Genomic DNA, 24,665 nt, shown 5'->3' on the forward strand with positions numbered 1-24,665 from the left:
GCGATCACGGCGGAGCCGCGTGTCGACACCGCCCCGCGCCCCCGGAAGCGATGGGGCGCGGGGGTTCCACGTACGGGTCAGTCCTTGATTTCGCAGATGGGGGCGCCGGAGGTGATGGAGGCGCCGACCTCTGCGTTGAGGCCCTTGATGGTGCCGGAGCGGTGGGCGTTGAGGGGCTGTTCCATTTTCATGGCTTCGAGGACGACGACGAGGTCGCCTTCCTTGACCTCCTGGCCTTCCTCGACGGCGATCTTGACGATGGTGCCCTGCATGGGGGAGGCGAGGGTGTCGCCGGAGGCGACGGGGCCGGACTTCTTGGCGGCGCGGCGCTTGGGTTTGGCGCCGGCGGCGAGGCCGGTGCGGGCCAGGGTCATGCCGAGGGCGGCGGGGAGGGAGACTTCCAGGCGTTTGCCGCCGACCTCGACGACGATCGTCTCGCGGTCGGTGTCGTCGTCGGTGTCGGTGTCGGTGGGGGCTGCGAAGGGTTTGATGTCGTTGACGAACTCGGTCTCGATCCAGCGGGTGTGGACGGTGAAGGGGTCCTGGCCGCCGGTGAGTTCGGGGCCGAACGCCGGGTCCCTGACCACTGCGCGGTGGAAGGGGATCGCGGTGGCCATGCCTTCGACGGTGAACTCGTCCAGGGCGCGGGCGGCGCGTTGCAGGGCCTGTTGGCGGGTGGCGCCGGTGACGACGAGTTTGGCCAGCAGGGAGTCCCAGGCGGGGCCGATGACGCTGCCGGACTCCACGCCCGCGTCCAGGCGGACGCCGGGGCCGGTGGGCGGGGCGAAGGTGGTGACGGTGCCGGGGGCGGGCAGGAAGCCCCGGCCGGGGTCCTCGCCGTTGATGCGGAACTCGAAGGAGTGGCCGCGCAGCGGCGGGTCGTCGTAGCCGAGTTCCTCGCCGTCGGCGATGCGGAACATCTCGCGGACCAGGTCGATGCCGGTGACCTCCTCGGTGACCGGGTGCTCGACCTGCAGGCGGGTGTTGACCTCCAGGAAGGAGATCGTGCCGTCGACGCCGACCAGGAACTCCACCGTGCCGGCGCCGACGTAGCCGGCCTCCTTGAGGATGGCCTTCGACGCCGCGTACAGCTGCTCGTTCTGCGCCTCGGACAGGAAGGGGGCCGGGGCCTCCTCGACCAGCTTCTGGTGGCGGCGCTGCAGGGAGCAGTCACGGGTGGAGACCACGACCACGTTGCCGTGGGAGTCGGCCAGGCACTGCGTCTCCACGTGGCGGGGCTTGTCGAGGTAGCGCTCCACGAAGCACTCGCCCCGCCCGAACGCCGCGACGGCCTCACGCACCGCGGAGTCGTACAGCTCCGGGACCTCCTCGAGGGTGCGGGCGACCTTCAGGCCGCGCCCGCCGCCGCCGAAGGCGGCCTTGATCGCGATCGGCAGACCGTGCTCGGCGGCGAACGCCACGACCTCGTCGGCGCCGGAGACCGGGTCGGGGGTGCCCGCGACGAGCGGCGCGCCGGCGCGCTGGGCGATGTGACGGGCCGCCACCTTGTCACCCAGGTCGCGGATCGCCTGCGGCGGCGGGCCGATCCAGATCAGACCCGCGTCCAGCACGGCCTGCGCGAACTCCGCGTTCTCCGAGAGGAAACCGTAACCGGGGTGGACCGCGTCCGCGCCGGCGTCCTTCGCCGCCTGCAACACCTTGCCCATGTCCAGGTAGCTGCTCGCCGGAGTGTCACCGCCCAGCGCGAACGCCTCGTCCGCAGCCCGCACATGCAGCGCGTCGCGGTCCGGATCGGCGTACACGGCCACGCTCGCGATCCCGGCGTCCCGGCACGCCCGGGCGACGCGGACAGCGATTTCGCCTCGGTTGGCGATCAACACCTTGCGCACGATGGCTCCCTCTCCTTGAAACAAGCCGAGTTTAGGGACTGCCGACACGGCGTTTCGACCCGTCCACAATGGTGAGCTTGCCCACACGGAGCGTGAACAGAGGCTCGCTCAACCCGCGAAATCCCTTGTCGCACAGCATTGCGCAGGACTCCATGCGGAAACCCTAGCCCTCTGATGTGGTCAAGGTCTCTGTGCGGCCGTGCTGCGGCAGGTTGGGTTTCTTTGTGGAGTCCCTACTAATGGCCCAACGATTCTTTGCTCTCGTAAGAACCCTTGTCCCGGGGTTTACCCGTTAGTAGCGTTCGCGATGTCTCGAACACCTACCTGGGGTAACGAGGTGGGCGTGCGAGGCGCTGAGAGCAGCAGGACGAGAGTGGAAGTGGGTGGGGCCGGTGATCCGCAGACCGGTGGCGGTGGTCACGGCGTTCGTGCTGTTCGCGGAAGGGCTCGGAATCGCCGGGCTGCAGTGGTTCCTCGGCACGGTCGTCGACCGGCAGAAGATGTCCCTCGCCGGGCTGGATCCGGACGCGATGTCCGTCTCCACGAAGGCCGGCGGTGTCGTCTTCGGCCTCTACTTCGTCTTCTGTGGCGTGATCGCCCTGCTCGTCGCCGTGCGCGACCGGCCTGCCGCCGGGCTCGGGAAGATCCTGCTCATCAGCGTGGCCGTCGTGCACGGGCTGCTGGGGGCGCTCACCGTGGGACTGGTCGGGTGGGGCGCCTTCGCGTTCATGATGGCCGTGCTGGGGCTCGTGCTGCTCACGCTGATGACGTACGACCGGCAGGACGGGGTGGCCGACGCGGCGCCCGGTGGATCCGGCGACGCGGGTGGGCCCGGTGGGCCGGAGCAGGCCGCTCCGGCCGTTCCTCCGGCGCCCAGTGCTTCGTGACCGTCCGGTCTCCGGCGCCCAGTGCTTCGTGACCGTCCGGTCTCCGGCGCCCAGTGCTTCGTGACCGTCCGGTCTCCGGCGCCCAGTGCTTCGTGACCGTCCGGGTCACTTCTCGCGGGGCGTCCACAGCTCTGTGATGCCTACGCCCAGTTGGGCCAGCAGGCGGCGGAGCAGGGGCAGGCTGAGGCCGATGACATTGCCGTTGTCGCCCTCGATGCCGTCGATGAACGGGGCCGAGCGGCCGTCGAGGGTGAACGCGCCCGCCACGTGGAGGGGCTCGCCCGAGGCGACGTACGCGGCGATCTCCTCGTCGGTGGGGTCGCCGAAGTGGACGACCGTGGAGGCCGTCGCGGAGGTGTGGCGGTCGGTGGCCGTGTCGTAGACGCAGTGGCCGGTCTGGAGCGTGCCGGCGCGGCCGCGCATGGACTTCCAGCGGGCGGTGGCCTCCTCGGCGTCGGCAGGCTTGCCGAAGGCTTCGCCGTCGAGGTCGAGCACCGAGTCGCAGCCGATGACCAGGGCGCCCTTGATCTCGGGCTTCGCGGCCACGACGGACGCCTTGGCCTCTGCGAGGGCCAGGGCGAGGTCGGCGGGCGTGGGGGCCGTGACGGCGTCCTCGTCCACGCCGCTGACGATCACCTCGGGGGCGAGGCCGGCCTGCCGCAGCAGGTTGAGCCGGGCGGGGGACTGGGAGGCGAGCACGAGGCGGCGGCGGGGGTGCGGGGCGGTCATGGGGCCAGGGTATTGCCTCCGGCGGTTGGCCGGTTCGGGTGTCTGGCCCGGGTGGTGGGGCGACCGGGGCGGTGTGTGTCCGTTCGCCGTGGGGGAGTTCGTCGGGTGCGGGTGGGTGGGGGCTTGTCGCGCCCACGCTGCGGAGCCGCATATCGATACAACCCCGCGCCCCTGATGGGGCGCGGCGCCCGGGGTTTCCGTGGGTGGGTCGGGGGCGCGCCGGGGGTGTCCGTCCTCGGAACGGCGCGGAACCGGTCGGCTGGGAGGCTGGAGGGCTTGTCGCGCCCAACCGCAACGGACACCCCCGACACACCGCCTTCCCGCCGTACGCGGCCACCGGGACGTCGGGACTGCGGCGCATCGGCATCGGCCCCGCGTTCCGTGCGTACCAGGCCCACCCGCCGTACGGAGTGCGGTCGTCGTACGGGCCCACCCGTCGTATGCGGTCCACTCACCGTATGAGGTGCACGTCGTACGGGCTGCGCGTCGTACGACGGTCAGAGGATGCCCAGGACGAGCATGGCCAGGAGCATGGCTATGGCCATGATGACGCCGAGCCGCCGAAGCATGGCCTGCGTGTCGCGCAGTTCCTTCGGCGGCTCGTTCTCAGGGTCGGACCAGAGCATGCTGCGATGGTGCGTCGCCCGGGGGGCCGGACGCCTGAGTACGCGTACTCAACTTGGTAGAGGCGGTTCCGCTCAGCCGGGCCAGTAGGTGCGGCTCCACGTGGTGGGGCCCGGGGCCGGCAGGCGGTGGGTGGTGATGCGGGAGGGGGCGGACCAGGCGTCGGGGGGTGTGGGTGCGCCGGGTGGCTCGGTGGTTGCCGCTGCGGCGCGGGCGCGGACCACCGCCAGGGCGGCGGCGAGTTCCTCCGGGGTCGGGTTGCCCCGTACGACCTTGATGGTCATGTCGGCTCCCAGCAGGGTTGGGGGTGGTCAGAGGGGGATGTTTCCGTGCTTCTTGGGGGGGAGGGATTCCCGCTTGGTGCGCAGTTGGCGCAGGCCGAGGACGAGGTGGCGGCGGGTTTCGGAGGGGGTGATGACGGCGTCGACGTAGCCGCGTTCGGCTGCGGTGTAGGGGTTGAGGAGGGTGTCCTCGTACTCCTGGATGAGGCGGGCGCGTACGGTCTCGCGTTCGTCGTCGGGGGCGGCGGCGATGGTGCGGCGGTGGAGGATGTTGACGGCGCCCTGGGCGCCCATGACGGCGATCTGGGCGGTGGGCCAGGCGAGGTTGAGGTCGGCGCCGAGGTGCTTGGAGCCCATGACGTCGTAGGCGCCGCCGAAGGCCTTGCGGGTGATGACGGTGATGAGGGGGACGGTGGCTTCGGCGTAGGCGTAGATGAGTTTGGCGCCGCGGCGGATGATGCCGTCGTGTTCCTGGCCGACGCCCGGGAGGAAGCCGGGGACGTCGACGAAGGTCAGGACGGGGACGTTGAAGGCGTCGCAGGTGCGCACGAAGCGGGCGGCTTTTTCGGAGGCGTCGATGTCCAGGCAGCCGGCGAACTGCATGGGCTGGTTGGCGACGATGCCGACCGGGTGGCCCTCGACGCGGCCGAAGCCGGTGAGGATGTTCGGCGCGAACAGGGCCTGGGTCTCGAAGAACTCGGCGTCGTCCAGGACGTGTTCGATGACGGTGTGCATGTCGTAGGGCTGGTTGGCGCTGTCGGGGACGAGGGTGTCCAGCTCGCGGTCCTCGTCGGTGAGGGTGAGGTCGGCCTGTTCGGGGAACGCGGGGGGTTCGCTGAGGTTGTTGGAGGGGAGGTAGGACAGGAGCGCTTTGACGTACTCGATCGCGTCCTTCTCGTCGCCCGCCATGTGGTGGGCCACGCCGGAGGTCGCGTTGTGGGTGCGGGCGCCGCCCAGTTCCTCGAAGCCGACGTCCTCGCCGGTGACCGTCTTGATGACGTCCGGGCCGGTGATGAACATGTGCGAGGTCTGGTCGACCATGACGGTGAAGTCGGTGATCGCGGGGGAGTAGACCGCGCCGCCCGCGCAGGGGCCGACGACGAGGGAGATCTGGGGGATGACGCCGCTGGCGTGGGTGTTGCGGCGGAAGATCTCGCCGTACATGCCGAGAGCCATGACGCCCTCCTGGATGCGGGCGCCGCCGGAGTCGTTGATGCCGATGACGGGGCAGCCGGTCTTGAGGGCGAAGTCCATCGCCTTCATGATCTTCTGGCCGAAGACCTCGCCGAGGGAGCCGCCCAGGACGGTGAAGTCCTGGGAGAAGACGGCGACCGGGCGGCCGTCGACGGTTCCGTAGCCGGTGACGACACCGTCGCCGTAGGGGCGGTTGTTCTCCATGCCGAAGTCGGTGGAGCGGTGGCGGGCGAACTCGTCGAACTCCACGAAGGAGTCCTCGTCGAGGAGCAGATCGATGCGCTCACGGGCCGTCAGTTTGCCCTTGGCATGCTGCTTCTCCACCGCGCGCTCGGAGCCGGCATGCGTCGCCTCGTCGATACGGCGCTGCAGGTCCGCGAGCTTCCCCGCGGTCGTGTGAATGTCGATCTGTTCCGGCTCGGACATCGGGATGTGGCTCCCTGCCTGCTCATGGGGACGTGAGGGATCGGTACTTGCTGCTCGGTGCGTGCTGGGTACGTGCTCAGAAGTGTGTGGGGTTACTCATCCGTAGCGTAGTGCTGTGCCTACCGTTCGGCAGTGCGGCGTTTACCACACTCCCCACCCCTTCCGGCCGCATGATCAGCGCGTCGCGGCGGGACACGCCGGAGGGGTGACGTCACGAGAGTGATCGAACGCCCGTGAACCTCAGCCGTCAGGGCTGGAATCCGTGCCCTTCGCCGGGGACGGAGGATGTCAAACCTAGGGTGGGTTGCATGACAACACCACCAGGTGCACAAGGAGACCCGTCCAACGGGCCCGATGAGCCGAGGTCGAACCGCTGGTCCGACCTTGGCCGGCCGCCCCTCAACTCCGCCTCCCTGCGCCGGGCGCTGGTGCGGGAGGGAGGGCTGTGGAGCTCCCTCGACGTGGTGTCGGCCATCGGCTCCACCAACACCGACCTCGCGGGGCGCGCCGAGCGGCTGCCCGAGGGCGCGGTGCTCGTCGCCGAGGAGCAGAACGCCGGGCGCGGGCGGCTGGACCGCACCTGGACGGCGCCCGCGCGCTCCGGGCTCTTCTTCTCCGTGCTCCTCAAGCCTGCGGAGGTCCCCCTCGAACGCTGGGGCTGGCTGCCCCTCCTCACCGGCGTCGCCGTGGCGACCGGGCTGGCCAGGGCCGCCGGAATCGACACGGCACTCAAGTGGCCCAACGACCTGCTGGTGACTGTGGATGGGCAGGAGCGCAAGGCCGGCGGCATCCTCGCGGAGCGGGCGGGTGCGGAGGGGGTGGTCATGGGCATCGGCATCAACGTCAGCCTGCGGGAGGACGAGCTGCCGGTGCCCACCGCCGGGTCCCTGGTTCTCGCCGGAGCCGTGACAACGGACCGTGATCCGCTGCTGCGGGCCGTGCTGCGGGCGCTGGAGGACTGGTACGGGCGGTGGCGTGCCGCCGACGGCGACCCGTCGGCGAGCGGTCTCCAGGAGGCCTACGCCGCCGGGTGCGCGACCTTGGGGCGGAAGGTGCGCGCCGAGCTGCCCGGGGACCGGTCGGTCGTCGGGGAGGCCGTGGCCGTGGACGGGGACGGGCGGCTGGTTCTCGCCACGGCGGACGGCGTGCAGGAGCCGGTGGGGGCGGGGGACATCGTGCATCTGCGGGCCGTGTGACGTGTGGGGACGGTGGGGCTTGGGCACCCGGGGGTCGGACCGGGCGGGAGTGGGATTCGCGCTCCGGCGCACGCCGGGTTCCGTGCACCGGAAGGGGTACGCACCCTTCGGCCCACCTGACGGAGTGAGCTGGCGCACACCTGCCGTAGAGTTGAGGCCGGTCGAGTACGTGACCGCGGGAGATCGGAAGGGCAGCAGGAGTGAGCGTCGAGGACACGGGCTCCGGCACGGACGCGGATGACCGCGTGGAGCCGCCCCCCCTCTCGGCTTCGCTCGAGCGGGGAGAGCCCCACGGCGAGGACGCCGACGAGGAGGACCCGCTGGCGCTGCGGCTCGAAGGGCTGATCCTCGGGGCCGAGCGCCGGTACACCCCCTTTCAGGCGGCGCGCAGCGCGGGCGTTTCCATGGAACTGGCGTCCCGTTTCTGGCGGGCCATGGGCTTCGCGGACATCGGCCAGGCCAAGGCCCTGACCGAGGCGGACGTACTCGCGCTGCGGCGGCTCGCCGGCCTCGTGGAGGCGGGGCTGCTGAGCGAGGCCATGGCGGTGCAGGTGGCCCGTTCGACCGGGCAGACCACGGCGCGGCTCGCCGAGTGGCAGATCGACTCCTTCCTGGAGGGCCTGACCGAGCCGCCGGAGCCGGGGATGACCCGGACCGAGGTGACGTATCCGCTGATCGAGCTGTTGCTGCCGGAGCTGGAGGAGTTCCTCGTCTACGTCTGGCGGCGGCAGCTCGCCGCCGCCACCGGGCGGGTCGTGCAGGCCGCGGACGACGAGGAGATGGTCGACCGGCGGCTCGCGGTCTGCTTCGCCGACCTCGTCGGGTTCACGCGTCTCACCCGGCGTATGGAGGAGGAGGAGCTCGGGGAACTGGTCGAGGCCTTCGAGACCACGGCGGCCGATCTCGTGGCGGCGAACGGCGGGCGGCTCATCAAGACCCTGGGCGACGAGGTCCTGTACGCCACGGACGACGCGGGCGTCGCGGCCGAGATCGCGCTGCGCCTCATCGAGACCATGGCCAACGACGAGACCATGCCCGAGCTGCGCGTCGGCATGGCCTTCGGCACGGTGACGACCCGGATGGGCGATGTCTTCGGGTCGACCGTGAACCTCGCGAGCCGGCTCACGTCGATAGCGCCGAAGGACGCGGTACTCGTCGACGGCGCCTTCGCCGAGGAGCTGACCCGCACGGGCGAGGCCCCCGCCTCCGAGGCCGAGGCCGCCGAAGCCGCGGCCGCCGCGGAGAAGGAGGGCGAGGAACCCCCGACCTACCGCTTCGCCCTCCAGCCCATGTGGCAACGCCCGGTGCGTGGCCTGGGCGTGGTCCAGCCGTGGCTGCTCACGCGGAGGCCGGGCAAGGCGTGAGGGCGGGCGCCTCAGGTGGCTGGTCCGGGGTGCCGGGCCGCCGAGCCGTGCCACTGCTTCGGAGTCGCACCTGTGCCCCGTGCGTGCCTGCCGCCGTCGCCGCAGGTCCTGGTGTCGGCGGGACTCTGCCGCTGTCGTAGCCGGGCGGCTGCTGGTGAGCTTCCTGACGCTGTCGGGCCCGGCCGCCGAGGCCGACGGCCGCCGGGCCCCGGTCAGGGGGTGCCCTGTCACCTGCCCAGGGCGTCGTCGACGCAGAGGCCGACGATCGGGACGCACAGGCCCGGCTTCGCGGGCTTCGTGGGGGTTGCCGTGTCGCCAGGGGTGGTCGATGAGTGCTGGGGGTCGGGGGCGGTCGGCTGCTGGGGGGCTGCCGCTGGTGGCCGGGTGGGCGTGGCTGGAGTGGGGCGGGGTGCATCCGGGGTGCGGGTCGCCGGGGGCGTGTCCGGGGCGGGCGGGGTCCTGGCGAGGTCGTAGGCGCCGGGGGCGGAGGGGATCTCGACACCGACACCGATGGCGGGGGCGGGCGGGACGGTGGAAGGGGCCGGCGTGGGGGCGGTCGCTCCCGGTGACGGCGGCCGTGTCGATACGGGGTTTTCACCGCCCATGGGGGTGTCGGCGGTCGGGGTGCCCGCGTCGGGCGAGGGCTCGCCTCCCACGGTCGCACCGGCGTTGGCCGCCTCGTCCGTGACCCCGTCCGCCGCGGTCGGCGCCGGGCCCGCCGTACCGGCGCCGCCGGCGGCCGGGTCCGATGCCAGCCGCAGGAGGCTCAGCGCCCCCGCCGCCAGCGCCATCCCGCCCACCGCGAACAGCAGCTTCCGGGGGCGCGGCCGCCGGTGCCGGCCTCGCGGCCGGGGCGCGGGCCGGCCGGGGTCGCCGCCGGCCTGGTACGAGAGGTCGGCCGAGGGCCCGGAGACGAGGGGAGAGAACGGCATCGTCGGCCGCACCGAGGTGGCCGACGGTTTCCAGAGGGCCGACGACTTCGCAGACTCCGCGGGCCCGGAGGGCATCGCAGACCTTGACGACGTTGACGGCCTCGGTGAGCCGGGTGGCGGGGAAGGTGCTGTTGCCGCGGACCTCGCCGGTGTCCCCGACGGCCCCCGTGGCGTGGCCGACGGCATCGCAGACTCCGCGGGCCCGGAGGGCATCGCAGACCTTGACGACGTTGACGGCCTCGGTGAGCCGGGTGGCGGGGAAGGTGCTGTTGCCGCGGACCTCGCCGGTGTCCCCCACGGCCCCTGCGGCGCGGACGAAGCCATCGGCCCCGATGCCGTCGGCGCACCCGCCGGTGTGTAGATCGTCGGTGCCGTGGGCGTCGTAGTGGCCGTCGGTGGCTCCTTTGGCTCAGCCGGCTCCGCTGGCTCCCGTGGCGCTCGTGGTGTGGTCGGCGTCGGCCTGGTGGCCGTGTTCGTCGTCATGGTTCGTCCCTCCCCTGCGCGCCCGTGTCCCCGTGCGCCTGTGGCGGAGCGCAGGTTATGCGCCGCTGTGGGCGGTGCGGCCGGAGAAGGTCCGGATGTCACTCGTACGTGGAAAAGATCGCCGGGGTTTGTCAATGGACCACCTTGCGGTGGCTCTCGTTGGGGTGGGCGCCGGGCGCGCGGGTGACGCTGCCGCCAAGCGTTTCTGTCGAGCCGTACCGACTGGGTCCTGGCCGGGGTTTCGTCGGCTCGGGGCGGCTGCGATGATCGGGGCGGCAGGAGTTAACCCGCGTTAACCGGGAGGGTTTCATGGGCGACGGTGCGGCAGTGGAGCGGGCGGTAGGGGCGGAGGGTGAGGGGGAGCGGCGGTTCGGGGACTTCGTTGTCGTGCGGCGGCATGGGTTTGTCGCCGAGCTCGCGCTCGATCGGCCCAAGGCCATGAACGCCGTGTCGACCGACATGGCCCGTTCCGTCGCGGAGGCGTGTGGGGCTCTGGCCGCCGACCGGGACGTGCGTGTGGCCGTGGTGACCTCTACGCATGAGCGGGCGTTCTGCGTGGGGGCGGATCTGAAGGAGCGGAACTCGTTCAGTGACGCCGATCTGGTGCGGCAGCGGCCCGTCGCACGGGCGGCGTACACCGGCGTACTGGAGCTGCCGATGCCCACGATCGCCGCCGTGCACGGCTTCGCGCTGGGCGGCGGCTTCGAACTCGCCCTGTCCTGCGACCTGATCGTGGCCGACCGTACGGCGGTGGTGGGGCTGCCCGAGGTGTCGGTGGGGGTGATCCCGGGCGGTGGGGGCACGCAGTTGCTGCCGCGTCGGGTGGGGGCCGCGCGGGCCGCCGAGCTGATCTTCACGGCGCGGCGGCTGCAGGCCGAGGAGGCGCGGGAGCTGGGGCTCGTCGACCAGTTGGTGGAGGAGGGGCGGGACCGGGAGGAGGCCTTGGCGCTGGCCGCGCGGATCGCCGCGAACTCGCCCGTCGGGCTGCGCGCGGCCAAGCGTGCGCTGCGGCTCGGGCAGGGGCTCGACCTGCGGGCCGGGCTGGAGGTCGAGGACGCGGCATGGCGTTCCGTGGCGTTCTCGGGGGACCGGGCGGAGGGTGTGGCCGCCTTCAACGAGAAGAGGAAGCCGGACTGGCCGGGGGAGTGACCCACGGGCCGGCCCGTGGTCCCCGAGCGGCAGGGGTGGGACGGGCCGGGCTGCTCCCCGGACCTCATGCGGAGCCCCGCCAGGTCGGGGGTGGCGGAGGGGCGCCCGCGCTGCGCTCGACGGTGGGAGGTGACTCCTGGCCCTGCGAGGTGCTTGATCGGGCGGGGGTGACGCGGGGCCCGTCCGCAGCCCGAAGGGCAGGGGAGGGTAGCTGTGGCCCCCGGAGCCGGGCGGGACAGGTAACGGGCATAGCGCTCGTCGGCAGCGGCCCCGACCCGTATTCGCGAGGACGCCGCCGGCAGCCCGTATCCCCGTCGGTGCCAGTGGCGGCCTGCGCCCGTGCCGACGCCATGGAAGCCCGGATCCCTCTCAGCGCCACTGGTACCCGTGCTCCCGCCGCCCGCCGCCCGCCGCCCGCCGCCCGCCGCCCGCCGCCCGCCGCCCGCCGCCCGCCGCCCGCCGCCAGTCCCTCGTGTCCCTGTGCCTGCCACCGGTGCCCGCGCCCCCGTGCCCGCCACCGGCACCCGTGCTTGGCGCCGACGCCCCGTGGCACCGCTGTGTCCGCCGCAGGCGCCGCCCCCTCCACCCAGGGGCGGCGTCGATGACCCGTACCCCTGTTCGCCCCACCAACGTCCCAAATCACCGCAAAGCTCCCTAGCCTGGGGTGATGGGAGAGGACAGGCGGCTGAGGGCCGTGGTGGCGTTGGCGCGTGGGATGGCTGGGGCGCGTACGTCGCGGGAGACATGGTGGGCGGCCGCGGACGGGTCGTGTCGGGCCCTGTCGGGCAGCTTCGCCGCGCTGTCCGTGTGGGAGCGGGAACGTGGGCTGCTGCGGGTGCTCGTGAACGTGGGGAACCGGGCGGCGGACGAGGACGAGTTCCCCGAGGACGAGACCTACCCGGTGCACGAGTTCCCGGAGATCGCGGAGTTCCTGCATGAGCGGTGGCTGGAGGGCGGTGAGCCCAACGCCTGGGTGGAGACGGCCGCCGGGCCGGTCGCCGGGCGACGGCCCGGCGGCTACTGCCATCAGCGGGTCGCCGCACTGCGTCGACGAGGTCGCGGCTGCTGCGTGGTGGCGCCCGTCGTGCTGAACGGCCGGGCGTGGGGCGAACTGTATGTGGCCCGGCCCGCCGGGGAGCCCGTCTTCCACCGTGACGACGCCTCCTTCGCGACCGTGCTCGCCTCGGTCGTGGCGGCCGGACTCGCGCAGTCCGAGCGGCTGGAGGAGGCCCGGCGGCTCGCCTTCACCGACCCCCTCACCGGGCTGGGCAACCGGCGCGCCGTCGACCGTCGGCTCGACGAGGCGATGGAGGCGCACCGGCGCGACGGCACGGTGATCAGCCTCGTCGTGTGCGACCTCAACGGCCTGAAGAAGGTCAACGACTCCTACGGGCACGCGATGGGCGATCAGCTGCTGGAGAGGTTCGGCTCGGTGCTGTCGCGCTGCGCGGCCGAGCTGCCCCGGGTGCTGGTCGCGCGGCTCGGCGGGGACGAGTTCTGTCTGCTCGCGGTGGGGCCGTCCGCGGACGAGGTGGTACGGGTCGCCGGTGACCTCTGTGTGCGGGCGAGGGAGCTGGAACCGGGTGACGGGGTTGCCTGTGGCGTTGCCTCCACCGGGGATCCGATCGGGCCGTTGCGCTCGGCCCGCCGGCTCTTCCGGCTGGCCGACGCGGCGCAGTACCGGGCGAAGGCCGCGGGTTCCGTCGAGCCGGTCGTCGCGGGACGTGAGGGGAAGGGCGGCGCCGAGGACCCGGTGGTCAGACTCGCCGACCGGCCGCCCGCGCCGGCCGATCCCGCGCACCCGGGGGACCGGCGCCGCATTCGAGGGCGCCGGTCCTAGGGCGGGCCGCGCGGCGGGTCGAGTCGCGCGCGGCCCCGGGCTGCCCACGGCCAAGGGGGGAGTGGGCCGTGGGCCGGTCTGTGGTCCGCAAGACGGAGGAACGGGAAGAGGGAGATGAAGAAGGAGAGGGGGAGAGGGCGGGGTGGCTCGGGGAGGAGCTCGGCTCTTCGTCGTCCGGTACTTCGACCTTACTCGCAGGGGTGTGCCGCCAAGGCCCTGACCTGGGGATTCTGATCAACCCCGGATCATTCTCCGACCGTTCTCTGATCAGTTTCTGATCTACGCGGATAGCGGACCGGCCGGTGGGCGCGGGTTCGCGATCCGCTCCTGGACGCAGTCGTACGACGAGGTAAGGAGCCCCTCCCTCCTTCGGTCGTGACATTCGGCGATTCAGTCCCTACGATCCTGAATATGGATATGCACTCTGTGGACACGGTGGTCCTCGGTACGTCCGGGGTCACCGCGGCCGACGTCCTCGCCGTGGCGCGCGCCGGCGCCCGGATCGAGCTCTCCGACGAGGCGGTGGCCGCCCTCGCCGCGGCCCGCGAGATCGTGGACGCGCTGGCGGCCAAGCCGGAGCCCGTCTACGGGGTCTCCACCGGCTTCGGCGCCCTCGCGACCCGGCACATCAGCCCGGAACTGCGGGCCCGGCTCCAGCGCAACATCGTCCGCTCGCACGCCGCCGGCATGGGGCCGAGCGTGGAGCGCGAGGTCGTTCGCGCGCTGATGTTCCTGCGGCTCAAGACCGTCTGCTCCGGCCGCACCGGCGTACGGCCCGAGGTCGCGCAGACCATGGCCGACGTCCTCAACGCCGGCATCACCCCCGTCGTCCACGAGTACGGCTCCCTGGGCTGCTCCGGCGACCTGGCTCCGCTGTCCCACTGCGCGCTCACGCTGATGGGTGAGGGCGACGCCGAGGGCCCGGACGGGGTCGTACGGCCCGCCGGTGAGCTGCTCGCCGAGCACGGCATCGCCCCGGTCGAGCTGCGCGAGAAGGAGGGGCTGGCCCTCCTCAACGGCACCGACGGCATGCTCGGCATGCTGGTGATGGCCCTGGCCGACCTGGAGAGGCTGTACACCTCGGCCGACATCACCGCCGCGATCTCCCTGGAGGCCCTGCTCGGCACGGACAGGGTCCTCGCCCCCGAACTGCACGCCATCCGCCCGCACCCCGGCCAGGCGGCCTCCGCGGCCAACATGCTCGCCGTGCTGAAGGGGTCGGGGCTCACCGGGCACCACCAGGACGACGCGCCCCGCGTGCAGGACGCCTACTCCGTGCGCTGCGCTCCGCAGGTGGCCGGGGCCGGTCGCGACACTCTCGCGCACGCACGGCTCGTCGCCGAGCGGGAGCTGGCGGCGGCGGTCGACAACCCCGTCGTCCTGCCGGACGGGCGGGTCGAGTCCAACGGCAACTTCCATGGTGCGCCGGTCGCGTACGTCCTCGACTTCCTGGCGATCGCGGTGGCGGATCTCGCGTCGATCGCGGAGCGGCGGACGGACCGCCTGCTCGACAAGAACCGGTCGCACGGGCTGCCGCCGTTCCTCGCGGACGACGCCGGGGTCGACTCCGGGCTGATGATCGCGCAGTACACGCAGGCCGCACTGGTGAGTGAGCTGAAGCGGCTCGCCGTGCCGGCTTCCGCCGACTCGATTCCGTCGTCCGCGATGCAGGAGGACCATGTGTCGATGGGGTGGGCCGCGGCGCGGAAGCTGCGGACCGCCGTGGACAACCTCACGCGGGTGCTGGCTGTGGAGTTGTACGCCGGGACGCGGGGCGTCGAGCTGCGGGAGGGGCTGGTGGCCGCGCCGGCGACTCGGGCGGTGGTCGAGGCTGTGCGTGGGGCCGGGGTGCAGGGGCCGGGGGCGGATCGGTTCCTCGCGCCCGATCTGGCGCTGGCCGACGCGTTCGTGCGGGACGGGCGGTTGGTGGTGGCGGCGGAGTCTGTCACCGGGCCGCTCGCCTGAGTCTTCTCGCCCCCGCCGCCCCTACCCATCCCCAGGGGCTGTGCCCCTTCGGCCCCCGTCCGCGGGTTCGGTGGGGGCTGGTCGCGCAGTTCAACGCGCCCCTAAGGACCTATGGCCCTATGGCCCTTGCGTGATCAGAGCCCCCCACACCGGACGACTACGCGCCCCCTACCGGCTCGAAATCCTCGCGTTCGCGGCGGATCGAGTAGGCGATGAAGGCGGCGCCCAGGCCCAGCATGGTCGTGCCGCCGATGACGTAGGGCGTGGTGTTGGGGCTGCCGGTGTCGGCCAGTTCGCGGTTGTCGCCGGTGGTCGTGTCCGTGTCGGCCGTCGTCGTGGTCGTCTGTTCGCGTATGGCCGCCTCCTGGGTCGCGTTGGCGGACGGCACGAACCAGAGGGCGCCCAGAAGGGTGCCCGCGGCGGTGGCGGTCAGCAACGATCGGCGGGCGGTGGACGACGCGCGACGTGCGACGGACACGGAATATCGATCCCCTTGTGGAGCTGGTGAATTGGCCGTAGAGAGCGATGCTAATGAAAGGCGCGGGTCGTGGGAAAGTCGCGTGACCTGTGAGCCGTACGCTCCGGAGCATGAGTACAACGGAGACATCACAGTTTGTCCGGCTTCGCGTTGAATTGGTGGTGGAGGTCGAAGACGTGGAAGCCATCACCGGGGCCGCTCTTCGGCGGATCGCGGCCGACTCCGATATGCCCGCCGATGAACGGGTACACGCCGAGAGCGCGGTGACGGAGGACACGGCGGAGGCCCTCGCCTATCTGGTCGACCCGTTCGACCTGGTCGGAGAGGTGCCTGGGGTCGAACTGGCCCAGGCCTCCTGGAGCAGTGAGGGAATCGACTACGACCCCGATTCGCCGGAATGGGGTCTCGACGAGGATGATGACGGAGAGGGCGAAGAGGAAGACGTGCGCGGCTGAGCTGCTGGGGAATTCGATGGCCCCGGGCGGCAACCGCCGCCCGGGGTTTCTTCGTCTCATGGGGCACACCAGTCACTTGTGCACCGCCGCCGGGTCGTCGTCGATCCGATGCGGGTGGAGTGGCGTACCCCACATATCCGCCAGAGCGGAACGGCTCAGTGCCGTAGTGGTGTTTAAGTGCTTACGGGGATCTTCGGGGTTTTGGGGATTCGGCAACGATGGAGAAGCGTGTGATGACGAACAGTAAGCGGCGCAGGGGCCTGACGGTCGCGTCCGCACTGCTCGGCGGGGTGCTGGTGCTCTCTGCGTGCAGCGGGGGCGGCGGCGACGACGCGTCGGGGAACGACGGCGGGGACTCCTCGCAGGCCAAGGTCGACGAGGCGGCAGCCGAGAAGACCTCCGAGGCCGACATCAAGATCACACCGAAGGACGGCTCCGACAACGCCTCCATCAACAACTCGGCCAAGGTCACCGTGAGCAAGGGAACGCTCACGGAGGTGAAGATGACCACCTCCGAGGGTGCCGCCGTCGAGGGTGAGATATCCGCCGACAAGAAGAGCTGGGCGCCGAGCACCCAGCTGGAGCGGTCCACCGGCTACAAGATCACGGCCGCCGCCCAGGACTCCGAGGGGCGCGAGGCCCACGAGAACGCGGCGTTCACGACGGTCTCGCCCGCCAACAGCTTCATCGGCAACTTCACGCCCGAGGACGGCTCGACCGTCGGCGTCGGTATGCCGGTCTCGATCAACTTCGACAAGGCGATCACCGACAAGGCCGCCGTGCAGAAGGGGATCACCGTCTCCAGCAGCTCCGGCCAGGAGGTCGTCGGGCACTGGTTCAACGCCAACCGCATCGACTTCCGCCCCGAGGACTACTGGCAGGGCGGCTCCACCGTCACGCTGAAGCTCGCGCTCGACGGGGTCGAGGGTGCCGAGGGTGTCTACGGTGTGCAGCAGAAGACCGTGACCTTCAAGATCGGCCGCAACCAGGTCTCGATCGTCGACGCCAAGACGAAGACGATGAAGGTCACGCAGGACGGCAAGGTCGTCAAGACCATCCCGATCTCCGCCGGCTCGCCCGAGAACAAGACGTACCAGGGTCAGATGGTGATCTCCGAGAAGTTCAAGGAGACCCGGATGAACGGCGCGACGGTCGGCTTCACCGACGACGACGGCAAGGGCGAGTACGACATCAAGGACGTACCCCACGCCATGCGTCTGACGACCTCCGGCACCTTCCTCCACGGCAACTACTGGGGCGCCGACTCCATCTTCGGCAACGTCAACACCAGCCACGGCTGTGTCGGTCTGAACGACACCAAGGGTGCCAACGACCCCGACACCGAAGCCGCCTGGTTCTACAACAACTCGATCGTCGGTGACGTCGTGGACATCCGGAACACCGGTGACAAGACGGTCGCCCCGGACAACGGCCTCAACGGCTGGAACCTGAGCTGGGCCGACTGGAAGGCCGGCTCGGCGGCCTGATCCGCCGTCGGCTGTCGTCCAACGTCAGCTGTGCACCACCGATGCCGTCCCTGTGACACCCAGGGGCGGCATCGGTGTTTCCGAGGCTGCCCACAGGGTTCTCATCAGGCTCTCAGCGGGGGCTTATCCCTTCATCACACGGCGTCCCTAGCTTGCCGCCATGTTCTTCACCTACCTGAGGCGCGAACTGCGCCGCCGCAGAAAGGCGGCCCTCGTCGTCGCCTCCGGCCTCGCCCTGGGCATCGCGCTGGTCATCGTGGTCAGTTCCGTGTCCTCGGGCATGGAGAAGGCGCAGGGCAAAGTGCTCGAATCCCTGTACGGCCTGGGCACGGACATGACCGTCACCAAGGCCGCCGCCGCGGCGGGCGAGAACGGCGGTCAGCGCCCGCGGTTCGAGTTCGACGCCCAGGACGACGACTCCGACGAGGAGCAGAGCAGCGACCTCGTCCGGGTCCAGGGCTTCCAGACCCTCGCGAGTTCGACCGTCACCAAGGTCGGCGAGCAGGCGGGCGTCGCCGACGCCGTCGGCGGTCTCAGCCTCCAAGTCATCAAGGTGGACGGGCAGTTCCGGCGCGGTCAGTTCCAGCCGGACGAGGGGGCCGGGGGCCGGCAGCAGGGCGGCCCGGGCGGCGGTGGCCAGAACGGCGGCACCGGGCAGCCCGAGGGGCGGGTCGAGGGCGGCGGCGCCGAGTTCGACGTCGACAACTACTCCGTGTACGGCACGGACGTCACCGAGCCCGCCCTGGGGCCCCTGACCTCCTCGAAGATCACCAGCGGTCGTACGTTCCAGACGTCCGAGACCAACGCCGAGGTCGTCGTCGCGGACAAGTCGTACGCCAAGGAGAAGGAGCTGAAGGTCGGTGACAGCGTCACGATCAACAGCGTCAAGTACGAGGTCATCGGGATCGCGACGCCCGACAGCGGGGACGCGGCGGCCAACCTCTACATGCCGCTGAAGCAGGCGCAGACGCTCAGCGACTCCAAGGGCAAGGTCACCACGATCTACGTCAAGGCGGGCGACTCGCAGCAGATCGACAGCGTCAAGGCGGCCATCCAGAAGAACATCGACGGCACGACCGTCACCACCTCCGCCGACCTCGCCAAGACGGTCTCCGGCTCGCTGTCCACCGCCTCCGACCTCGCCTCCAACGTCGGCAGATGGCTGTCGATCGCGGTGCTCGTGGCCGCGTTCCTGGTGGCAGGGCTGCTCACCTCGTCGGCCGTCTCGCGACGGGTACGGGAGTTCGGCACGCTCAAGGCGCTGGGATGGAAGTCGGGACGGGTGACCCGGCAGGTCGTCGGTGAGGCCGTCGTCAACGGGCTGGTGGGCGGTGCGCTCGGTATCGCGCTGGGACTTGGCGGGGCGTACCTCGTGACGGCGATCAGTCCGACGCTGCAGGCGGAGATCGCGGCGACGGGCGGTGGGTTCGGTGGGCCCGGCGGTGGGGGCCCCGGCGGCTTCCCCGGTGGGGGTGGCCCCGGTGGTGGGCAGCAGGCGGCTTCGGACGCGCTCGAAGTCGTCCTCACCGCGCCCGTCAGTGTCTCCACGATCGCCGTCGCGGTGGGGCTCGCCGTCGCTGGTGGGCTGATCGCGGGGGCGTTCGGTGGGTGGCGGGCGTCCCGGTTGAGGCCGGCGGACGCGTTGCGGCGCGTGGAGTAGGGCGCTCACACCGGCGGCGCGACTGCCGCAGCCAAGTCCATCCCCATGTCAGGAGTTGCACATGTACGTACTCAGTGGTGTCACCAAGCGCTATGCGCGCGGCAAGGACACCGTCACCGCGCTCGACGGGGTCGATCTCACGATCGCCGACGGGGACCGGCTGGTCATCCAGGGACCTACCGGGGGCGGGAAGTCCACCCTGCTGCAGATGCTCGGAGGGTTGGACAAGCCCTCCGACGGGAGCATCGAGCTCGACGGCACCGATCTGGCGAGACTGTCCGAGGGCAAGCTCACGAAGGTGCGGAGCGAGAACATCGGGTTCGTGTTCCAGAGCTTCAACCTGATCCCGACGCTGACCGCGCAGGAGAACGTCGAGACGGCTCTCGTGCCGCTCGGGGTGAAGGCGAAGGAGCGGCGGCAGCGGGCCGCCGAGGCGTTGGAGTCGGTGGGGCTGGGGGAGCGGCTGGGGCATCTGCCGGCCGAGCTGTCGGGCGGTCAGCAGCAACGCGTCGCGATCGCCCGCGCGTTGGTGAAGCGGCCGAAGGTGCTGCTCGCGGACGAGCCCACCGGCAACCTCGACGAGTCCATGCGCGACGAGATCATGGAGGTCCTGGAGGCCCTCTGGAAGGAGCACGGGCTCACTTTCATCATGGTCACGCATGACTCGACGCTGGCGAAGAAGGCCCCTCGGGTCGCGACGATCCGCAAGGGGCGGATCACGGTGAAGGAGAACGCCGGGGCGTGAGCGGCCAAGGTGTCGGCGCGCGCGGGTGCCGGCGCGCGAGGTGTCGGCGCGCGCGAGGTGTCGGCACTCAGGGCGTGCGGTCCCCATGGGGCGGGGCGCGTTGGTGTGGAGTCCGGGGCGCGTGCGGGTCGCGCGTGGTCCGGAGTTCGCCGCTTTGCGCCCAGTCGCGAGGTATGTGACACGAGTTGACCCCCGGTCATACTGCGGAGACCGGGGGAAATTGACGCTTATGTGTGCGGAAGGTCCCTCGGTCGGATCAAGGGGGAGAGTTGCGCAGACATGCGGGAAGCGTGTGCAGGGCCACGATCGCCATGGTGTCCGCCGTGACACTGACGGCGGGACCGACCGGCCCGGCGTCCGCGATATCGGGGCGCGTGACCGTCACCACCAGCACTACCGTCACCACCAGCACTACCAGCACTACCAGCACTACCAGCACTACCGGCACCACCGGCACCACTGGCTCGACCGTGGCGGACCTCAAGGGCCTTGCGGCCGGCAGCGGTGCCGGCGTCAGGGCGAGGCACCGCATCACCCTCGTCACCGGTGACCGCGTCCTCGTCGACGCCGAAGGCCACGTACTCGGTCTGGAACGGGCGAAGGGGCGTGAGGACGTCCCGGTGCAGCTCCGTGAGGTCGACGGCCACACCTTTGTCATACCGGCCGACGCTGCCCGGCTCATCTCCGCCGGTCGGGTCGACAAGCGGCTCTTCGACGTCACCGTGCTGAACAGGTCGGCGATCCGCACCTCCCAGAAGCAGGGCCTGAAGGTGATCGTCGGCTACGCGGGAACCGCCGCCGACGCCCGGGCCGACGTACGGGACGCGGGCGACACCAAGGTCCGCCGCACCCTGAGGACCCTGAACGCCGACGCGCTGCTCACCCCCGGGGACGACGCCGCAGCGCTGTGGCAGGCGGTGACCGACGCCGACGGCACCACCGCCACCGGGGTGGCCCACATCTGGCTGGACGGCGTCCGCAAGGTCAGCCTCGACAGGTCCGTCGCGCAGATAGGCGCCCCGAAGGCCTGGAAGGCCGGCTTCGACGGCAAGGGCGTCACCATCGCCGTACTGGACACGGGCGTCGACGCGACCCACCCGGACCTCAAGGACCAGGTGATCGCCGAAAAGAACTTCTCCACCTCGCCCGACACCACGGACAAGTTCGGCCACGGCACCCATGTCGCCTCCATCGCGGCGGGCACCGGGGCCCGGTCCAAGGGCAGGTACAAGGGCGTCGCGCCCGGCGCCAAGCTGCTCAACGGCAAGGTGCTGAGCGACGAGGGCTACGGCGACGACTCGGGCATCATCGCGGGCATGGAGTGGGCCGCCGAGCAGGGCGCCGACGTGGTGAACCTCAGCCTGGGCGGCGGCGACACCCCCGAGGTCGACCCGATGGAGGCGGAGATCAACAAGCTCTCCGCCGAGAAGGGCATCCTCTTCGCGGTCGCGGCCGGCAACGAGGGCGACTGGGGCGAGCGGACCGTCGGCTCGCCGGGCAGCGCGGCCGCCGCGCTCACCGTCGGCGCGGTCGACGGCAAGGACAGGCTCGCCTCGTTCTCCAGCCGGGGCCCCGGCATGGACGGCCAGATCAAGCCCGACGTGACCGCGCCCGGTGTCGCCGTCACCGCCGCCGCGGCTCCGGGCAGCGTCATCGAGCGCGAGGTCGGCCAGAAACCCGAGGGTTATCTGACGATCTCCGGCACGTCGATGGCGACCCCGCATGTCGCGGGCGCCGCCGCCCTCCTCAAGCAACAGCACCCGAAGTGGATGTACGCCGAGCTGAAGGCCGCCCTCGTCGCGTCCGCCAAGGGCGGCATGTACACACCGTTCGAGCAGGGTGCGGGCCGTATCCGCGTCGACAGGGCGATCAGGCAGACGGTCGTCGCCGACCCCGTCTCGGTCGACTTCGGCGTCCAGGAGTGGCCGCACACCGACGACAAGCCGGTGACCAGGAAGCTCACCTACAACAACGTCGGCACCAAGGCCGTCACCCTCGACCTTGCGGTGACCGGCATCAATCCCAAGGGCAAGCCCGCCCCGGCGGGTTTCTTCGAGCTCGGCGCCAAGAAGGTCACCGTGCCGGCGGGTGGCAGAGCCACCGTCGGCCTGATCGTGCGCACCAGGCTCGGCGGGAACCTCAACGGCGCCTACTCCGCGTACGTCACCGCCACCGGCGGCGGCCAGGGCGTACGCACGGCGGCGGCCGTGCAGCGCGAGGAGGAGTCGTACGACGTCACGCTCAGGATGGTCGACCGGGACGGCAGGCCGGCCGTGCACCACATGCTCGACCTGACCGGGATCTCCGGGCTCGCCCGGGACGAGTGGTTCACGCCGTACGACAAGGACGGCACGGTCGAGCTGCGGGTGCCGGAGGGGACCTACATCTTCAACGCCGGGATCGTGGTGGACCCGGAGGACCACAGCAAGGGCACGGACTGGCTGTCCCGGCCGACACTCACCGTCGACAGGAAGATCTCCCTCACGCTCGACGCCCGCAGGACGAGACCGGTGGACATCGCCGTGCCCGACACCGCCGCCGAACCGGCCCTCGCGGCACCGGAGTTCGCCCTGACGGTGGGCGGGAACCGCTACTCCTTCGGCTGGCTGCTCGACACCTACGAAGGGTTCCGTACCGCGCACCTCGGCCCGAAGACCACCGGCGGCAGGCTCACCCAGAGCTGGGCCGGCCAGTGGACCCTGGGCGACACCGCGCAGTACGCCGCCGCTGACGGAGGCGAGGTCGAGAAGCTCGCCACCGGCTACACCAAGCGCTGGAAGCAGGGCGAACTGGCCACCGTGAAGACCGGCCTCGGCGCCTCCAGCACCGGCAAGACGGGCGCGGTCCTCGCCTGGGCCCAGCTCCCCGGCAGTTCCGGCTCACCCGCCGTGGGCGTCCCGCAGCCGCTGCCCGGCAAGCGCACGCTGTATCTGTCCGCCGCGAACGGGGTGAAGTGGACCCTCGACTTCGAGCAGTACGGTGCGCAGGACGAGCAGGGTTTCCCGGTCCTGGACGCGTACTACACGACCGGCGACAGCCGGATCCTCAAGGCGGGCAGGACGTACGCACAGACCTTCAACGTCGGAGTCTTCGGTCCGCGGATCGCCGGGCTCCACGGCATCCGGCGTGACGGCGCCTACCTGTACGGCCTGCTGCCGATGTTCGCCGACGGCCGGGGGCACGCCGGGGCTTCCTTCTACGAGAAGGTCACGACCACCCTGTACCGCGACGGCGAGAAGTTCGCCTCGGGCGAGGACGCGCTGGACGGATCGGGCCAGTTCAAGGTCCCGGCGGGCCTCGCCACCTACCGTCTGACGACGTCCATCTCCCGGGCCGCCGACCTGGCCGGGGCCTCGTCCAGGATCGACGCGAGCTGGACCTTCAAGTCGAGGAAGACCGCGCGCGACACGAAACTGCCGGTCTCCACGGTCCGCTTCGGCGCCCCGTTCCTGGGCCTCGACAGCACGGCCCCGGCGGGCCGGAAGGCCACCGTCCGCGTCACCGTGCAGGGCGCGGCCGCCGGCAGGAACCTCAGGTCGCTGTCCGTGTACGTGTCGGGCGACGGCAAGAAGTGGACCGAGGTCGCCGTGAAGAAGGGCAGCTTCACGTACGGGACTCCGGCGGCGGGAAAGAGCGTGTCGCTGCGTGCCGAGGTGACCGACAAGAAGGGGAACAGGTCGACGGTGACGATCCGGGACGCGTACTTCGGCAGGTGAGTCGAGACAGTCGCACCGGAGTCGTACCAGGCGTCGCACCGGAGTCGTACCAGGCGTTGTGCCGGGCGTCGTACCAGGCGTTGTGCCGGACCTTGTGCCGGGCCTTGTGTCCTGAGGTCCGCCGTACGTCCGTGACCGCGACGGCCCGCCGGGGGTGCCGCCCCTCCTGCGGGCCGTTTCGCCTACGGCCGCACCGACGGCGCGCGGGTCGCGTCCGTGCCCCAGCTGGCCAGGAGACGGAGGGCGTCGGCGGAGGGGGAGCCCGGTTCGGCGTGGTAGGTGATCAGGTTCTGCTCGTGGTCGTCGGGCAGGCTGAACGTCTCGAAGGAGAGGGTGAGGTCACCGACCAGCGGGTGGCACATGCGCTTCAGCCCGTGGCTCTTCTCCTTCACGTCGTGCGTCGCCCACAGCCGCCGGAACTCCTCGCTCTTCACCGACAACTCGCCCACCAGCGCCGACAGCAGCGGATCGTCCGGATGACAGCCCGCGTCCATCCGCAGATAGCTGACCATGTCGGCCGCCTTCTGGTCCCAGTCGACGTACAGATCACGGTAGTCGGGCCGTAGGAACACCATCCGCGCCCAGTTCCGCTCCTGTGCCGGCAGCTCCGACCAGTCCCCGAACACCGCCGCCGCCATCCGGTTCCAGACGAGGATGTCCGAGCGCCGGCCGGTGACGTACGCGGGGATGCCGTCCAGGGTGTCGACCAGCTGCCGCAGGGCGCTTCGCACCTGCTGGGGACGGGCCGACCGCTTCTTCTTGTGCGCCTTCGGCTTCGCGAGATGGGTGAGGTGGGCGTGTTCGGCGTCGTTCAGCCGGAGGGCGCGCGCGATGGCGTCGAGCACCTCCGCCGACACATTGCGCCCGTTGCCCTGTTCCAGCCGTGTGTAGTAGGCCACCGACACACCCGCGAGCTGCGCCAGCTCCTCCCGGCGCAGCCCGGGAACCCGCCGGTGCCGCCCGAACGTCGGCAGCCCCACGTCCTCCGGCTTCAGCCGTGCCCGCCGGGTGCGCAGGAACTCGCTGAGCTCGGCACGCCGGTCCAGCGCACCGGCGGCTCCGGCCTCGCCGAGGGGCGGCACCTGCGCTGTTTCGGGCTGTTCGTCCATACGGCAAGTATTCACGGTCGTACGCCCGGGAGCCTGACCCCGCCAGTGGTAGGACCAGCGGACGTACGCAAAGCCGTGACCTGGGTGAACCCTGG

The 24,665-nt window shown here is 71.2% G+C and carries 20 protein-coding genes; 12 read left to right on the forward strand and 8 right to left on the reverse strand.

Translation table 11 applies throughout. From position 1 onward, the window contains the following. Positions 1–77: 77 nt before the first annotated feature. Positions 78–1,850 carry an acetyl/propionyl/methylcrotonyl-CoA carboxylase subunit alpha gene (locus tag OG858_RS29255; protein WP_327744904.1) on the reverse strand — a complete coding sequence of 591 codons (1,773 nt, stop codon included), beginning with the start codon at positions 1,848–1,850 and terminating at the stop codon, positions 78–80. 392 nt (positions 1,851–2,242) lie between these two features. Between OG858_RS29255 and OG858_RS29260 the strand changes: the two genes are divergently transcribed. Then, on the forward strand, positions 2,243–2,737 hold the full coding sequence (locus OG858_RS29260; protein ID WP_319322224.1) for a hypothetical protein: 495 nt from the start codon (positions 2,243–2,245) through the stop codon (positions 2,735–2,737). 105 nt (positions 2,738–2,842) lie between these two features. Here the strand turns inward: OG858_RS29260 and OG858_RS29265 are convergent, their stop codons facing one another. The 4 genes from OG858_RS29265 to OG858_RS29280 form a co-directional block, all read right to left on the reverse strand. After that, positions 2,843–3,466 carry a nucleoside triphosphate pyrophosphatase gene (locus OG858_RS29265; RefSeq protein WP_319270015.1) on the reverse strand — a complete coding sequence of 208 codons (624 nt, stop codon included), beginning with the start codon at positions 3,464–3,466 and terminating at the stop codon, positions 2,843–2,845. A gap of 497 nt (positions 3,467–3,963) precedes the next feature. Continuing rightward, positions 3,964–4,092 (reverse strand): morphogenic membrane protein MmpB, encoded by a 129-nt coding sequence (gene mmpB, locus OG858_RS29270; protein ID WP_086754290.1) that lies wholly within the window; start codon positions 4,090–4,092, stop codon positions 3,964–3,966. A gap of 72 nt (positions 4,093–4,164) precedes the next feature. Beyond that, entirely contained in the window at positions 4,165–4,374 is a 210-nt protein-coding gene (locus OG858_RS29275; protein ID WP_327724804.1) for an acyl-CoA carboxylase epsilon subunit, read from the reverse strand. Positions 4,375–4,401: 27 nt separating this feature from the next. Further along, a complete protein-coding gene (locus tag OG858_RS29280; protein WP_327724805.1) occupies positions 4,402–5,991 on the reverse strand; it encodes an acyl-CoA carboxylase subunit beta in 1,590 nt (529 codons plus the stop codon). A 308-nt stretch (positions 5,992–6,299) separates the two neighbouring features. Between OG858_RS29280 and OG858_RS29285 the strand changes: the two genes are divergently transcribed. Together OG858_RS29285 and OG858_RS29290 are read left to right on the forward strand one after the other, a co-directional pair. Continuing rightward, entirely contained in the window at positions 6,300–7,187 is an 888-nt protein-coding gene (locus tag OG858_RS29285; RefSeq protein ID WP_328544270.1) for a biotin--[acetyl-CoA-carboxylase] ligase, read from the forward strand. Positions 7,188–7,387: 200 nt separating this feature from the next. After that, positions 7,388–8,551: an adenylate/guanylate cyclase domain-containing protein gene (locus OG858_RS29290; RefSeq protein WP_046706527.1), complete on the forward strand. Its 1,164-nt coding sequence runs from the start codon at positions 7,388–7,390 to the stop codon at positions 8,549–8,551. Between the two features lie 227 nt (positions 8,552–8,778). Here OG858_RS29290 and OG858_RS29295 read toward each other — a convergent pair whose 3' ends face one another. Then, positions 8,779–9,483 (reverse strand): hypothetical protein, encoded by a 705-nt coding sequence (locus OG858_RS29295; protein ID WP_327724806.1) that lies wholly within the window; start codon positions 9,481–9,483, stop codon positions 8,779–8,781. Between the two features lie 16 nt (positions 9,484–9,499). Here OG858_RS29295 and OG858_RS29300 point away from each other — a divergent pair, with 16 nt between their 5' ends. The 4 genes from OG858_RS29300 (at position 9,500) to hutH (ending at position 14,920) form a co-directional block, all read left to right on the forward strand. Beyond that, positions 9,500–9,844 carry a hypothetical protein gene (locus tag OG858_RS29300; protein ID WP_327724807.1) on the forward strand — a complete coding sequence of 115 codons (345 nt, stop codon included), beginning with the start codon at positions 9,500–9,502 and terminating at the stop codon, positions 9,842–9,844. Positions 9,845–10,275: 431 nt separating this feature from the next. Then, entirely contained in the window at positions 10,276–11,115 is an 840-nt protein-coding gene (locus OG858_RS29305) for an enoyl-CoA hydratase/isomerase family protein (protein WP_319069628.1), read from the forward strand. Between the two features lie 667 nt (positions 11,116–11,782). Next, the gene (locus tag OG858_RS29310; protein WP_319069514.1) at positions 11,783–12,955 is read left to right on the forward strand and encodes a GGDEF domain-containing protein; all 1,173 of its coding nucleotides are present in this window, start codon (positions 11,783–11,785) and stop codon (positions 12,953–12,955) included. A gap of 426 nt (positions 12,956–13,381) precedes the next feature. Then, entirely contained in the window at positions 13,382–14,920 is a 1,539-nt protein-coding gene (hutH, locus tag OG858_RS29315) for a histidine ammonia-lyase (RefSeq protein WP_319069521.1), read from the forward strand. Between the two features lie 157 nt (positions 14,921–15,077). Here the strand turns inward: hutH and OG858_RS29320 are convergent, their stop codons facing one another. Further along, positions 15,078–15,398, reverse strand: a complete 321-nt coding sequence (locus tag OG858_RS29320; RefSeq protein WP_256960218.1) for a hypothetical protein — start codon at positions 15,396–15,398, stop codon at positions 15,078–15,080. A gap of 110 nt (positions 15,399–15,508) precedes the next feature. Here OG858_RS29320 and OG858_RS29325 point away from each other — a divergent pair, with 110 nt between their 5' ends. The 5 genes from OG858_RS29325 (at position 15,509) to OG858_RS29350 (ending at position 23,461) form a co-directional block, all read left to right on the forward strand. Continuing rightward, entirely contained in the window at positions 15,509–15,853 is a 345-nt protein-coding gene (locus tag OG858_RS29325; protein ID WP_086746917.1) for a hypothetical protein, read from the forward strand. A gap of 233 nt (positions 15,854–16,086) precedes the next feature. Next, complete coding sequence (locus OG858_RS29330; protein ID WP_256960217.1) at positions 16,087–17,340, forward strand: L,D-transpeptidase; 1,254 nt, start codon at positions 16,087–16,089, stop codon at positions 17,338–17,340. Between the two features lie 160 nt (positions 17,341–17,500). Next, positions 17,501–19,000, forward strand: a complete 1,500-nt coding sequence (locus tag OG858_RS29335; protein WP_319268517.1) for an ABC transporter permease — start codon at positions 17,501–17,503, stop codon at positions 18,998–19,000. 61 nt (positions 19,001–19,061) lie between these two features. Beyond that, positions 19,062–19,745, forward strand: a complete 684-nt coding sequence (locus OG858_RS29340; protein ID WP_319069516.1) for an ABC transporter ATP-binding protein — start codon at positions 19,062–19,064, stop codon at positions 19,743–19,745. Between the two features lie 311 nt (positions 19,746–20,056). Further along, entirely contained in the window at positions 20,057–23,461 is a 3,405-nt protein-coding gene (locus OG858_RS29350) for a S8 family peptidase (protein ID WP_408059496.1), read from the forward strand. A gap of 182 nt (positions 23,462–23,643) precedes the next feature. Here OG858_RS29350 and OG858_RS29355 read toward each other — a convergent pair whose 3' ends face one another. Further along, positions 23,644–24,570 (reverse strand): helix-turn-helix transcriptional regulator, encoded by a 927-nt coding sequence (locus tag OG858_RS29355; RefSeq protein WP_086750607.1) that lies wholly within the window; start codon positions 24,568–24,570, stop codon positions 23,644–23,646. Positions 24,571–24,665: the final 95 nt, after the last annotated feature.

It is taken from the genome of Streptomyces europaeiscabiei (assembly GCF_036346855.1).
GTDB lineage: Bacteria > Actinomycetota > Actinomycetes > Streptomycetales > Streptomycetaceae > Streptomyces > Streptomyces europaeiscabiei.

Coding starts and splice junctions, on each gene's coding strand:
- OG858_RS29265 (WP_319270015.1), bottom strand. CDS start 3,466: ATGACCGCCCCGCACCCCCGCCGCCGCCTCGTGCTCGCCTCCCAGTCC.
- mmpB (WP_086754290.1), bottom strand. CDS start 4,092: ATGCTCTGGTCCGACCCTGAGAACGAGCCGCCGAAGGAACTGCGCGAC.
- OG858_RS29275 (WP_327724804.1), bottom strand. CDS start 4,374: ATGACCATCAAGGTCGTACGGGGCAACCCGACCCCGGAGGAACTCGCC.
- OG858_RS29280 (WP_327724805.1), bottom strand. CDS start 5,991: ATGTCCGAGCCGGAACAGATCGACATTCACACGACCGCGGGGAAGCTC.
- OG858_RS29285 (WP_328544270.1), top strand. CDS start 6,300: ATGACAACACCACCAGGTGCACAAGGAGACCCGTCCAACGGGCCCGAT.
- OG858_RS29295 (WP_327724806.1), bottom strand. CDS start 9,483: ATGCCGTTCTCTCCCCTCGTCTCCGGGCCCTCGGCCGACCTCTCGTAC.
- OG858_RS29305 (WP_319069628.1), top strand. CDS start 10,276: ATGGGCGACGGTGCGGCAGTGGAGCGGGCGGTAGGGGCGGAGGGTGAG.
- OG858_RS29310 (WP_319069514.1), top strand. CDS start 11,783: ATGGGAGAGGACAGGCGGCTGAGGGCCGTGGTGGCGTTGGCGCGTGGG.
- OG858_RS29325 (WP_086746917.1), top strand. CDS start 15,509: ATGAGTACAACGGAGACATCACAGTTTGTCCGGCTTCGCGTTGAATTG.
- OG858_RS29330 (WP_256960217.1), top strand. CDS start 16,087: ATGACGAACAGTAAGCGGCGCAGGGGCCTGACGGTCGCGTCCGCACTG.
- OG858_RS29335 (WP_319268517.1), top strand. CDS start 17,501: ATGTTCTTCACCTACCTGAGGCGCGAACTGCGCCGCCGCAGAAAGGCG.
- OG858_RS29340 (WP_319069516.1), top strand. CDS start 19,062: ATGTACGTACTCAGTGGTGTCACCAAGCGCTATGCGCGCGGCAAGGAC.
- OG858_RS29350 (WP_408059496.1), top strand. CDS start 20,057: ATGGTGTCCGCCGTGACACTGACGGCGGGACCGACCGGCCCGGCGTCC.
- OG858_RS29355 (WP_086750607.1), bottom strand. CDS start 24,570: ATGGACGAACAGCCCGAAACAGCGCAGGTGCCGCCCCTCGGCGAGGCC.